We start from the raw sequence: 12195 nt of genomic DNA, 5'->3' as shown, positions 1-12195 counted from the left end.
CGTGCGGCGCCGTCCGTCAGCAGGGCGTGCGGTGATTCGGATCACCGGACGCGAACGCGGCCGGAACGCGGCCGGTCACCACTCCTGGGGCATCCGGCGCAGCGCGTGCCGGAGCTGCCCGGCGACACTGGCGGTCTCCGCACCCACCACGTCGGCGATCTCGGGCGCGGCCAGGCCCACCACGTAGTGCAGGATCGCGAGGTCCTCGTCGGCCGGCGCGGGGCGGTGCTCGGCGAGCGGCTCGCTGTTCGGACGCTCGCACTCGGCGACGGTGCTCCGCAGGATCTGCCAGGCGATGGCGGTCGGATTGGAGCTGCCCAGGACCTCGGGCCACACCTGGGCGAGCGTGCGGAACGCGTGGTCGACCACCCGGCCGGCCGCGGACGGATCGTGGAACCAGACCCGGGCGTAACTCAGGTACCGGGGGCGGTGCAGTTCGCAGAACGCCGTGAATTCCAGGGGCATGGCTGCCAGACCGGCGTCGGCCGCGGGGCTGATCGATGCTGTGGCAGGGACATGACGATCAGTCACATCAGCCTCTCGATCTGGTTGCGTCGGAAGGGTAGCCCGGTGCTCACTCTAGGCCCTCGTGCGGCTGCTTTGGGTGACAAGTCCCGCCGATGTGCGCGGGAACCCGCCTGGGCGCGCGGCGATGTGACGGTCAATCAGTCACCCGGCCGGGGCCTCCGGCAGGTGCGAGGGTATCGCACCTGGTCACGGAGGGTAGGACGGTAGTGGCTGACGCGGTGTCGATGTGCGACCGTGGGGCGCATGACGGATCCGGCGCATCCATCCGCTCACCCGCACCCCCCACGGGACCCGCACGCCCGCGACGTCCATTGCGCGCCTCGCGCCGACGAGACCCACCACGCCCACCACGTCCGCCCCCACGAGTCCCCGCTCGACGACCACGAAGCACACGACGGCCACGAAGCACACGACGAGCACGAGCGCCGTCGCGACGTGCACCACCACGTGCACCATCACGTGCACCACCAAGACAAGCGTCAGTGCGGTGCGCACCGTCACCACACCCACGGCCGCGGCGCCCCCGCCCGACTCGGCCACCTGCTCCGTCCGCACTCCCACCACGCCTCCGACAAGGTCGACGAGGCCATGGAGACCTCCGCCGACGGGCTGCGGACCCTGTGGATCTCGCTCCTCGTCCTCGTCCTCACCGCCGTCCTGCAGGCTGGTGTGGTGCTGCTCTCGGACTCGGTCGCGCTCCTCGGCGACACCGTGCACAACGTGGCCGACGCGCTCACCGCCGTCCCGCTCGCCATCGCCTTCCTGCTCGGCCGCCGCGCGGCCGACCGCAGCTTCACGTACGGCTACGGACGGGCGGAGGACCTCGCAGGGGTGGCCGTGGTGGCCACCGTCGCGGTGTCCGCCGTGCTGGCCGCCGCGACCGCCGTCGACCGGCTCCTCCACCCGCAACAGGTGGGCCACGTCTGGGCGGTGGCGGCTGCTGCGGTGGTGGGCTGCCTGGGCAACGAGTGGGTGGCACGTTACCGCATCCGCACCGGCCGCCGGATCGGTTCGGCCGCGCTGGTCGCGGACGGCGTCCACGCGCGTGCCGACGGGCTGGCCTCGCTGGCCGTCCTGCTCGGGGCGGGCGGTTCGGCGCTGGGCTGGCGGGTCGCCGATCCGCTGGTCGGCCTGGTGATCACCGCCGCGATACTGGTGGTGCTGCGCAGTTCGGTGCGGGAGGTCGGCCGTCGGCTGATGGACGGCGTCGAGCCCGCGCTGGTGGACGCCGCCGAGCGCCGGCTGCGCGAGGTGGACGGCGTGCGCGGGGTGGGTGCCCTGCGGATGCGCTGGGTCGGCCACGCGCTGCGTGCCGAGGCCGAGGTGGCCGTCGACGGCTCGCTCACAGTCGCGGAGGGCCACCGGGTCGCGGAGGCCGCCGAACGGGCGCTGAAGCAGGCCGTGCCGCGTCTGGTCGCGGCGACCGTCCACATCGACACCGCAGAGCCAGTGGAGCCCGGGGAGCCCACCGGGCCCGCACCCGTCCCGGCGGCGGTGCCCTGACGGTTCTGCCGGGCGGCCCTGCTCCCGCCGGCCGCGTCCGAACGGCAGCCGGGCCGCGGAGTGGCCCGACAGCGACCGGGGTCGTCCCTGACGCGAAGTCAGGGTGCCGTCCAGGCGCGGTCCGGGCTCTCACCGATGTCGGCCGGGCGCGCCCGGGCAGCAGGCTGTCCGTCATGGAAACCGACACCACCGGGCAGCACGCCGACACCGCACCGACCGCAGACGGACCGCGCCGCACCGCGATCGGCGGCGCGCGCCCGGGCGGCACCCGCCCCCGCAGGACCCACCGGGCCGGCATCGCGGCGCTGGCCGCCGCCGCGGCCACCGGTCTCGCCCTCGCCGCCCCCACCGCGGCCCACGCCGCCGGTGCCCGCCCGGCGGCCCCGGCGGGCACCCCCGCCGCCGGCACCCCTGCCGCCGGTTCCGTGACAGACTCCGCAGCCGCCCCGACCCCGGAGGCCGAGCTGGCTGCGCTGGAGGCCGGCTACGCCGACTGCCCGGAGCTCCCGCAGGGCGTCGACCCGGCACGCTGGCGGTGCGAGGTGCACCTGGCCGCCCCGCGGCTGCGGCTGGGCGCCGCCGACCTCCCGGTGCTGCGGCCGATCATGATGGTGCACGCCGAGGGCCCGCTCGCGGACGGGACGCCCGGGCAGGTCTGGGGTGCGTGGCACGGCGGCGACCCGGTCGCGGTGCCCGGCGGCCTCACCGGGACCCCGGCCGGCGACCGCAGCCCCGTTCTCGGGCTGTCGCTGGAGGCGGAGTACGGCGGTGCCTCGGACTTCTACACCGGCAGCATGGAGATGCGCTTCCGGCTCTCCGGCCCGCTGCTGCCGCCGGGCGGCTGCGAGGTCGGTCGGAGCACGCCGGTGGGCCTGCACTTCAAGCGGGCGGGTTCCTCGGAGTGGGTCTCCAGGAACCCGCCGCTGATCCACTTCTCCGCGTACGACGACACCTTCGCCGCCCCCGCGCCGGAGGGCTGCGGCCCGCTGACCGGGCTGCTGTCCCACCGACTCGGCCTCCCGGCCGCGAGCGGCAACATGCTGTCGTACGACGCGAGTTACACCTTCAGGACGTACGACCGCCTGCGCTGACGCCGCTGGCCGCGGGGCGCCGGCCGTGTGCGCCGGCCCGCGGGCCGGCCGTGACCGGGACTCCGGACAGCTCGCGGACGGAGGCTCCGGCCGGTGCCGCACCGGCCGGGGCCACCGTGCCCGCGCTGTTCGCCGCCAGCGCCGCCGCGCCGGCCGCAGCCGCCGCAGCTGCGGCCGCGGCGACCGGGGCCGCGGCCTCGCGGTAGACCTGCTCGGGGATCGGCAGCGTCCTCGCGCGGTCCAGCGGGGTGCCGGAGGTGGCCGCTCCGGTGGCGTCCGTACCGGCGGCGCGGGCCCGGGTGAGCTCCTCGAAGGCCTCCCTGGCTGCCAGGTAGGCCTGGACGGCGGCGATGCCGTAGACCGGCTGGATCAGCTGGTGGCCCTTGAAGAACGGCCGGGCCGGGGCGAATCCGGCGGCGATCACCAGATCGCGGATCTCCGTTATCTCGGCCTCCGTACGGGCGGTGAAGCGGACCTCCCAGCCCTTCTTGTACGTGTGGCCGTCCGCGCTGCTGCGGCGGGCGAGGTCGGGCCGGCGGACGTAGCCGGGCAGGCGGCCGAGGCGCAGTTGGGCGGCGCGCAGGCCGGGGATCTCGTCACGTGGCATGAGCCGATGGTAGGCAATTCGGCGGCTGCCGGTGGTCGGCGGGTGGTGCTCCACCGTATGGCCTTGGTCACTCTGGGTCAGTAATCGCTGATCATCGGGGTACCCCCACTCCATGATCGTTGATGTACCGATTCGATGAAAAACGGATCGTCATGCCCCAAGTCCGATCTAATCCGGCATTCGAGTGAACGTCCCATACGTCGAACGAGTGAGGGTATGGGGACTTTAGGACGGAGCCGTCCCGTTTTCGCGACGGTTGGGTAACAGGTCGTCAAGTCGAGCGTGCGACTGTGGCGGCGTTGGGGAGGGTGTCGACATGAGCTACCGGATTCCTTCCCAGCCGCTCTCGCTCGAAGAGCTGGCGCGGCGTCAGCAGAACGTGGTCACCGCGAGCCAGCTGCGGGCACGCGGCGTGCCCGCCCGGGCGGTCACCGAGCACTGCCGGCGCGGCGGGCCGTGGCAGCGGATGCTGCCCCGTGTCTACCTGCTCCAGGGCGGCGACCCGACCCCCGAGCAGCGGATGTGGGCGGCCCTGCTCTACGCGGCGCAGAACGGCCGGGACGAGGGCGGCCGTGAGGGCGCCGTGATCACCGGCGCGGCGGCGCTGGCGCTGTACGGCTTCGCCTCGGTGCCCCGGCTGCCGGCCGTCACCGGCGTGGAGGTGCTGGTGCCCCGTCAGCGGCGGTTGAAGGACGCCGGCTCCGTTCGGATCCTGCGCACCGGTCGGGAGCTGGTGGCCCGCTCGGTGCACGGCCTGGCCTGCGCGCCGGTGGCGCGCGCCGTGGCCGACGCCGTGCGCGAGTGGACGGACTCCGGGGCCTTCGAGAGCGGGGCCGTCCGTCCGGCGGTGCTGCGGGCGATGCTCCGCGAGGCGGTGACCCGCACCGAGGGCGGCTGCACCCTGCAGGAGCTGGTGGCGGAGCTCGGCGAGGCCGGGTTGCCGGCGGAGCCGCGGGTGCGTGCCGCGCTCGACGAACTCCTCGCCGCGGAACGGGAGTCGGTGCTCGCCCGGATCGGCGAGCTGGTGGACGAGTGGCTGCTGCCCGCCCCCCTGGCCGGCCCCGAGCTGCGGATGCGCGGCGGCACCTTCGTGGCGGTGCCCGACCTGTACTGGCCGGAGGTCGGTGTTGCGGTGGCCGTCGACTCCGACCTGCGCTGCGTCAGCGAGGGCGAGGCCGCCTGGGTGCGCGGGGAGCAGCACCGGATGGAGTACCTGGGGGTGCGGGTGGTGTACGTCTCCGGCGCGCGGGTCGCCGCCGAACCGGACGAGGTCGGCGGCGAGCTCCGCGAGGCCTTCCGGGCCGGCGGGGTGGACGTGGTCGAGCTGGTGGTCACCGACCGCTGACCCGCCCCGGCCGCGCCGGGCACGGACTCAGTGCAGAACGGGACTGCCGGTCAACTCGACACCTGCGGCGCGCAGTTCGGACAGCGCGGCCTCGGTGGTGCCGGCCGCCACGCCGGCGGTCAGGTCGAGCAGCACCCGGGTGGTGAAGCCCTCGCGGGCGGCGTCGAGCGCGGTCGCCTTCACGCAGTGGTCGGTGGCGATGCCGACCACGTCGACCTCGGTGACGTCCCGGGTGCGCAGCCAGTCGGCCAGTGTCCCGCCGTTCTCGTCGCGGCCCTCGAAGCCGCTGTACGCGGCCGCGTGCGCGCCCTTGTCGAAGACCGCCTCGATCGCGCCCGAGGTGACCGAGGGGGCGAAGTTGGGGTGGAAACCGACGCCCTCGGTGCCGGCCACGCAGTGCGCGGGCCAGGAGGTGACGTAGTCCGGCTCCTCGGCGAAGTGCGCCCCGGGGTCGATGTGGTGGTCCCGGGTGGCGACGATGTGGCTGTAGCCGGGGGAGGCGTCCGCGATCAGGTCGGTGATGGCGGCGGCCACTTCGGCGCCGCCGCCGACGGCCAGACTGCCGCCTTCGCAGAAATCGTTCTGCACGTCGACGACGATCAGGGCCCGGTGCATGGCTGGCTTCTCTCGGTGGGGGCGGTCCGCGGCGGCGGTCCCGCCGTCGGGGGTCGGGCGGTTCGGGCGGTACGGGTGGTGCGGGTGGTGCGGGTAATGCAGACGGTGCAGGTGGTGCAGGGGGTGCGGACGTTGCGGGTGGTGCGGCCGGAACCGGGGCCGGGGCCGCGGGTGAGGCGTGGTGGTGGCGTGGAGGGCGTGGTGGTGCCGAGAAGACTGTAGGGAGTGACGCGCACCGGCGGAAGGCCCGGCGGGCTCACCCGGCGGCGGTCGCGCCGCTCTGCAGCTCGGTGACGATCACGGGGTCGCCCTTCGACAGCTGGGTGGCCGACATGGGGAGCGCCGCGAGGGCACGCCGGTGCCGGTCGCGCGCCGCCTCCAGCGGTTCGCGCCCCACGACCTCGCCGCCGCTGACCAGCGGGACGTGCAGCAGGTGCGGTTCGAGCTCGGCGGGCACCGGACCGGTGCCGACGACCTCGGCCTCGGCGACGCCGTCCGCATCGGGCCGGCGGGCCGCCCACTTGAGGCCGCCGGTGCTGGTCTTGCCGCCGGCCGAGCGCTTGGCGACCGGGACGAGCGGTCCGCCGGGCACGCTCTCGCGGGCGACCAGCTTGTAGACCATCGCGCAGGTGGGGTGGCCGCTGCCGGTGACCAGGCTGGTGCCCGCGCCGTAGCCGTCGACGGGGGCGGCGGCCAGCGCGGCGATGGCGTACTCGTCCAGGTCGGAGGTGACGATGATGCGGGTCTTGTGCGCACCGAGGTCGTCGAGCTGGCGGCGCACCCGGTGGGCGAGCAGGGTCAGGTCGCCGGAGTCGATGCGGACGGCGCCGAGCTCGGGGCCGGCGACCTCGACGGCGGTGCGGACGGCCTCGGCCAGGTCGTAGGTGTCGACCAGCAGCGTGGTGCCGCGGCCCATCGACTCCACCTGGGCGGTGAAGGCGTCGCGCTCGGTGTCGTGCAGCAGCGTGAAGGCGTGGGCGGCGGTGCCGGTGGTGGGGATGCCGTGGGTGAAGCCGGCCTCCAGGTCGGAGGTGGCGCTGAAGCCCGCGATGTACGCGGCGCGGGCGGCGGAGACGGCGGCGGCCTCGTGGGCGCGGCGCGCGCCCATCTCGATCACCGGGCGGTCGCCGGCGGCGGCCGTCATCCGGGAGGCCGCGGCGGCGATCGCCGAGTCGTGGTTGAGGATGGAGAGGACCAGCGTCTCCAGGATCACGGCCTCGGCGAAGCTGCCCTCGACGGTCAGCAGCGGCGAGCCGGGGAAGTACACCTCACCCTCGGGGTAGCCGTGGATGTCGCCGGAGAAGCGGTAGTCGGCGAGGAAGCGCAGGGTCGCGTCGTCGACCACCCGCTGGTCGGCCAGCCAGTCCAGCTGGGGCCCGGTGAAGCGGAAGGCCTCGACGGCGTCCAGCACCCGGCCGGTGCCGGCGACCACGCCGTAGCGGCGGCCGTTCGGCAGGCGCCGGGTGAACACCTCGAAGACCGAGCGGCGGTGTGCGGCACCGCTGCGCAGCGCGGCCTGCAGCATGGTCAGCTCGTAGCGGTCGGTGAGCAGCGCGGTGGAACGGTGCGCGGTGATGGCGTCCATGACGATGATGCTACTACCACTTAGCGTCAGATTGACGATTTCTCTCGCGCGATGTCGACCCGGATTCGCTCCGAAGTCCCCCGGATGGAAGCATGAGGGCAGGGGGAGACCCGCCTTCACCCCGGTCAGCTGCAGAGGAGAGAGCCAGTCGTGAGTGTCGCGCCGGTCGAGATCGAGCGCCCGGAGGTCGAAGGCCTTCCGGTGGTGGAACCGGACACACCGTGGGTGACCATCGTCCACAACGACCCGGTGAATCTGATGAGCTACGTCCAGTACGTGTTCCAGGCCTACTTCGGCTACCCGAAGGACAAGGCCCGCGAACTCATGATGGAGGTGCACACCAAGGGCCGCGCCGTCGTCTCCAGCGGCACCCGCGAGGAGATGGAGCGTGACGTGCAGGCGATGCACGGCTACGGGCTCTGGGCCACCCTCCAGCACGACTGACGCGCGACGGCCCGCCCGGGCCGGGCGGCGCGCCGCCGGCAGGGCCGGCGCCGCGTCCGCGTCACCACACACCGAGACCCACAGACACGCGAACGGGGCTGATTCAGGACTCATGGCTGGCTTGTTCGAGAGCGCCGGCGAGGGCGCCGCGGCGATCGCGCTCGACGAGGTGGAGGCGTCCATCCTCCGGTCGCTGGAGGTGCAGATGCTGGAACTGATCGGCCCCGGCCCCGGCGGAGTCGGCGACGACCCGCTGGCCGCGCTGTTCGCCGAGGGGCCGACCGAGGCCCCCGCCGATCCCGCGCTGGCCCGGCTCTTCCCCGACGCGTACGGCGAGCCGGGCGAGCCCGTCGACTCCGAGACCAGGGCGATGGCGGGCGAGTTCCGCCGCTACACCGAGCTGGACCTGCGGGCCCGCAAGCGCGACGACGCGCTGAGCGTGGTCCGCGCCCTGGACGGGCTCGGCGGCGACGGCGGCGTGCTGACCGTCCCGGCCGGGGACTGCGCGCGCTGGCTCGGCGCCCTCAACGACCTGCGGCTCACCCTCGGCTCCCGACTGGACGTCACCGAGGAGGACGAGGAAGGGCTGTACGCACTGCCCGACAGCGACCCGCGCAAGCCGCTGGTGATGGCCTACCTCTGGCTCGGCGGCATGCAGGAGTCGCTGCTGGAGGCCATGGCCGGCTGACCCGCCGTCATCCCGGAGAGCGCCCGCACCCCCGCGTCCACCATGTGGACGCGGGGGTGCGGCATTTCGGGCACATCGGGACGGGTCCGGACATGACATGCTCAATTAACGCTCAGATGAACACCGGTATCCGTGCGTGCCGTGGTACGACTTCTCACCTCCCCACGACCCGAGGACGGTACGCCCATGGCCGATCAGCGCTACGACGAGGCGATCGACACCGAGCCGGACGAGGAGGGCTACGCCCGCGGACTGGGCAGCCGCCAGATCCAGATGATCGCCATCGGCGGTGCCATCGGCACCGGCCTCTTCCTCGGTGCCGGCACGGCCATCTCCAAGGCCGGCCCCAGCCTGATCCTCAGCTACGCGGTGGCCGGCCTGGTGATCTTCGTGATCATGCGGGCGCTCGGTGAACTCCTCACCTACCGCCCGGTCTCCGGCAGCTTCTCAGAGTACGCCCGGGAGTTCCTCGGCCCGTTCGCCGGCTTCGTCACCGGCTGGACGTACTGGCTGTTCTGGGTGGTCACCGGCATGGCCGAGACCACCGCGGCCGCGGTGTACGTGCGGTACTGGGCGCCCGGCATCCCGCAGTGGGCCAGCGCGCTCGCCTTCCTGGTGCTGCTCTACGGCGCCAACCTGATCTCGGTGAAGCTCTTCGGCGAGATCGAGTTCTGGTTCTCCATGGTCAAGGTCACCGCCATCCTCGGCATGATCCTCATCGGCGTCGGCGTGCTCACCCTCGGCTTCTCCGACGCCGGCGACACCGCCTCGGTCACCCACCTGTGGGCCGACGGCGGCTTCTTCCCCAAGGGTGTCGGCGCCGCCGTGATGACCCTTCAGATCGTCATGTTCGCCTACCTCGGCGTCGAACTCGTCGGTGTCACCGCCGGCGAGAGCGAGGACCCGGCCCGGACCCTGCCGCGCGCCATCAACACCCTGCCGTGGCGGATCGCGCTGTTCTACATCGGCGCCCTGGTCGTCATCCTCTCGCTCGTCCCGTGGCAGGAGTTCGCCCCCGGCGTCAGCCCGTTCGTCGCCGCCTTCGAGAAGGTCGGCATCCCGGCCGGCGCCTCCGTCATCAACTTCGTGGTGCTCACCGCCGCCCTCTCCTCCTGCAACTCCGGCATGTACTCCACCGGCCGGATGCTGCGCGACCTCGCCCTGCGCGGCCAGGCCCCCGGCAGGCTCACCGCGCTCAACGGCCGCCGCACCCCGGCCGCCGCGATCACCGTCTCCTGCCTGCTCATGGGCGTCGGCGTGGTGCTCAACTACCTCGCCCCCGGTAAGGCCTTCGAGTACGTCACCTCCGTCGCCACCGTCTGCGGCCTGTGGACCTGGGCCGTCATCCTGGTCGCCCAGATCCGCTACCGCCGCGCCTGGCAGGACGGCCGGCTGCCCGCCCCGACCTTCAAGGCCCCCGGCGGCGCGTGGCCGAGCCGGCTCGCGCTCGCCTTCCTCGTCCTGGTCGTCGTCCTCATCGGCTTCGACGAGGACGCCCGGATTTCGCTCTACGTCTTCCCGGTCTGGGCCGTCCTGCTGACCGCGGGCTACCTGGTGCTCGCCCGCACCCGCCCCGAGGCGGTCCGCGGCGAGGACCGCGATCGTCCGGTCGCCGGCGCCGACCGCTGATCCGCCGGACCCCCGCCGGCCGTCCGGCGGGCGTCCGGCAGTCGAGACGACGGCCGGTCCCGGACCCTGACCCGGGGCCGGCCGTGGCTATCCTGGCCGCATGCTGACCATCACCCGAGAACTGCGCGACCGCATCGTGGCCCACGCCCGCGCCGACCACCCGGACGAGGCCTGCGGAGTGGTCGCCGGCCCCGAGGGCAGCGGCCGGCCCGAGCGGTTCGTCCCGATGCTCAACGCGGCCCGGTCGCCCACCTTCTACGAGTTCGACTCCGGTGACCTGTTCAAGCTCTACCGGGAGATGGACGACCGCGACGAGGTCCCGGTGATCGTCTACCACTCGCACACCGCGACCGAGGCCTACCCCTCGCGCACCGACGTCAGCTACGCCTCCGAGCCCGAGGCGCACTACGTCCTCGTCTCCACCGCCGAGGGCAACGGCGATGAGGACCCGTACGAATTCCGCTCGTTCCGCATCGTGGACGGCGTGATCACGGAGGAAGACGTCCAGGTCGTCGAGGAGTACAGCGCCTGACCGGCCGCCGCGGCGCACGGCCCGCCGACCGGCCACGATGTGCCGGTGGCGGGCCGTCGTCTCGACATGGGAAACGAAACCATCCGGATCGCGAGACGTGGATGCCGCTGCGGGGGCGGGAATCTATACGATGAGCCCATGCGTTCCGTCGATGTGAGCAACCAGGCCCCAGGCATCCGCCTCGTGGCGCGCCTGCACGTCGACCTGTGCCGGCTCGCCAGCGCGATCTGTCCCGGCACCGCCGACGCCCACTGACTCGGCACCGCCAGCCCGCCCCGGCCGCCCCGGGGCCGTCACCCCTGCCGCGCCGCGTGCGGCGGCCCACCCGACCCACCTCCACAGGAGCGCAGCCATGGCCATCGAGGTCCGTATCCCGACCATCCTCCGTCCCTACACCGACGGCGCCAAGGCCGTCGAAGGCTCCGGCACCAACCTCGGCGAGCTGTTCCAGGACCTCGACAGCCGTCACCCCGGCATCGCCGAGCGCCTCCTCGACGCCGGCGAGCTGCGCCGCTTCGTCAACGTCTACCTCAACGACGAGGACGTCCGCTTCCTCGAGGGCATCAGCACCGCCCTCGCCGACGGCGACAGCGTCACCATCCTCCCCGCCGTCGCCGGCGGCATGAAGTAATGCGCTACGACAGCCCCCTCGAGGCCGTCGGCAACACCCCGCTGGTACGGCTGCCGAACCTGTCGGCAGCCGTACCCGGGAATGCCGACGGCCTGGTGAGCCTCTGGGCCAAGCTGGAGGACCGCAACCCCACCGGCTCGATCAAGGACCGCCCGGCGCTGCACATGATCGAGCGGGCCGAGGCCGACGGCAGGCTCACTCCCGGCTGCACCGTCCTGGAGCCCACCAGCGGCAACACCGGCATCTCGCTGGCCATGGCCGCCAAGCTCAAGGGCTACCGCATGGTGTGCGTCATGCCGGAGAACACCAGCGAGGAGCGGCGCGAGCTACTCCGCATGTGGGGCGCCGAGATCATCTCCTCGCCCGCCGCCGGCGGCTCCAACACCGCCGTGCGGATCGCCAAGGAGATCGCCGCCGAGCACCCCGACTGGGTGATGCTCTACCAGTACGGCAACCCCGACAACGCCGGCGCACACTACGCGACCACCGGTCCCGAGATCCTCGCCGACCTGCCCACCGTCACCCACTTCGTGGCCGGCCTCGGCACCACCGGCACCCTGATGGGCGTCGGCCGCTACCTGCGGGAGAAGGTCCCCGGCGTGCAGATCGTCGCCGCCGAGCCCCGCTACGACGACCTCGTCTACGGTCTGCGCAACCTCGACGAGGGCTTCGTCCCCGAGCTCTACGACGCCGAGGTGCTCACCACCCGCTTCAGCGTCGGCTCCGCCGACGCCGTGCAGCGCACCCGCGAACTGCTCCAGCAGGAGGGCATCTTCGCCGGCGTCTCCACCGGCGCCATCCTGCACGCCGCGATCGGCGCCGCCCGCAAGGCCGCGAAGGCCGGCGAGCGGGCCGACGTCGTCTTCGTCGTCGCCGACGGCGGCTGGAAGTACCTCTCCACCGGCATCTACACCGCCGAGTCGACCGAGGCCGCGGTCGAGGCACTGCAGGGCCAGCTCTGGGCCTGAGGCGCACCGAGGGGCGCGGCACCCGCACG

At 73.3% G+C, this 12195-nt stretch carries 14 protein-coding genes; 10 read left to right on the top strand and 4 right to left on the bottom strand.

Annotated features, from left to right (window positions below):
• Positions 1–75 precede the first annotated feature (75 nt).
• Positions 76–465 carry a hypothetical protein gene (locus IE98_RS0123145; protein ID WP_030271879.1) on the bottom strand — a complete coding sequence of 130 codons (390 nt, stop codon included), beginning with the start codon at positions 463–465 and terminating at the stop codon, positions 76–78.
• A gap of 306 nt (positions 466–771) precedes the next feature.
• On the opposite strand from IE98_RS0123145, the gene IE98_RS0123135 reads away from it, so the two are divergent.
• Both IE98_RS0123135 and IE98_RS42910 read left to right on the top strand, forming a co-directional pair.
• Positions 772–2031, top strand: coding sequence for a cation diffusion facilitator family transporter (locus IE98_RS0123135; RefSeq protein ID WP_078661222.1), 1260 nt, complete (start codon positions 772–774; stop codon positions 2029–2031).
• A 173-nt stretch (positions 2032–2204) separates the two neighbouring features.
• Complete coding sequence (locus IE98_RS42910) at positions 2205–3122, top strand: hypothetical protein (RefSeq protein ID WP_234443637.1); 918 nt, start codon at positions 2205–2207, stop codon at positions 3120–3122.
• Here IE98_RS42910 and IE98_RS0123125 read toward each other — a convergent pair.
• On the bottom strand, positions 3097–3729 hold the full coding sequence (locus tag IE98_RS0123125) for a hypothetical protein (protein WP_030271871.1): 633 nt from the start codon (positions 3727–3729) through the stop codon (positions 3097–3099). The genes IE98_RS42910 and IE98_RS0123125 overlap by 26 nt on opposite strands.
• A 316-nt stretch (positions 3730–4045) precedes the next feature.
• Between IE98_RS0123125 and IE98_RS0123120 the strand changes: the two genes are divergently transcribed.
• Entirely contained in the window at positions 4046–5074 is a 1029-nt protein-coding gene (locus IE98_RS0123120; protein ID WP_052390848.1) for a type IV toxin-antitoxin system AbiEi family antitoxin domain-containing protein, read from the top strand.
• 27 nt (positions 5075–5101) lie between these two features.
• Here IE98_RS0123120 and IE98_RS0123115 read toward each other — a convergent pair whose 3' ends face one another.
• Positions 5102–5689 (bottom strand): nicotinamidase, encoded by a 588-nt coding sequence (locus tag IE98_RS0123115; protein WP_030271868.1) that lies wholly within the window; start codon positions 5687–5689, stop codon positions 5102–5104.
• A gap of 256 nt (positions 5690–5945) precedes the next feature.
• Positions 5946–7274: a nicotinate phosphoribosyltransferase gene (locus IE98_RS0123110; protein ID WP_030271866.1), complete on the bottom strand. Its 1329-nt coding sequence runs from the start codon at positions 7272–7274 to the stop codon at positions 5946–5948.
• Between the two features lie 150 nt (positions 7275–7424).
• Between IE98_RS0123110 and clpS the strand changes: the two genes are divergently transcribed.
• The 7 genes from clpS to IE98_RS0123075 all read left to right on the top strand — a co-directional run bounded on the left by clpS (position 7425) and on the right by IE98_RS0123075 (position 12166).
• A complete protein-coding gene (clpS, locus tag IE98_RS0123105) occupies positions 7425–7718 on the top strand; it encodes an ATP-dependent Clp protease adapter ClpS (RefSeq protein WP_030271864.1) in 294 nt (97 codons plus the stop codon).
• Positions 7719–7830: 112 nt separating this feature from the next.
• A complete protein-coding gene (locus tag IE98_RS0123100) occupies positions 7831–8406 on the top strand; it encodes a DUF2017 domain-containing protein (protein WP_030271862.1) in 576 nt (191 codons plus the stop codon).
• A 186-nt stretch (positions 8407–8592) separates the two neighbouring features.
• Complete coding sequence (locus tag IE98_RS0123095) at positions 8593–10035, top strand: amino acid permease (protein ID WP_030271860.1); 1443 nt, start codon at positions 8593–8595, stop codon at positions 10033–10035.
• A 100-nt stretch (positions 10036–10135) separates the two neighbouring features.
• Complete coding sequence (locus IE98_RS0123090; protein WP_030271858.1) at positions 10136–10567, top strand: Mov34/MPN/PAD-1 family protein; 432 nt, start codon at positions 10136–10138, stop codon at positions 10565–10567.
• Positions 10568–10705: 138 nt separating this feature from the next.
• Positions 10706–10822 carry a putative leader peptide gene (locus IE98_RS52290; protein ID WP_317634052.1) on the top strand — a complete coding sequence of 39 codons (117 nt, stop codon included), beginning with the start codon at positions 10706–10708 and terminating at the stop codon, positions 10820–10822.
• A gap of 97 nt (positions 10823–10919) precedes the next feature.
• Positions 10920–11198, top strand: a complete 279-nt coding sequence (locus IE98_RS0123080; protein ID WP_030271857.1) for a MoaD/ThiS family protein — start codon at positions 10920–10922, stop codon at positions 11196–11198.
• Positions 11198–12166 (top strand): PLP-dependent cysteine synthase family protein, encoded by a 969-nt coding sequence (locus IE98_RS0123075; protein ID WP_030271854.1) that lies wholly within the window; start codon positions 11198–11200, stop codon positions 12164–12166. Before IE98_RS0123080 ends, IE98_RS0123075 begins: the two co-directional genes overlap by 1 nt.
• Positions 12167–12195: the final 29 nt, after the last annotated feature.

Origin of the sequence: Streptomyces sp. NRRL B-24484 (genome assembly GCF_000717715.1) — a bacterium.
In the GTDB taxonomy this organism is placed as follows: Bacteria; Actinomycetota; Actinomycetes; order Streptomycetales; family Streptomycetaceae; genus Kitasatospora.
This window is presented reverse-complemented; position numbering and strand designations above follow the sequence as displayed.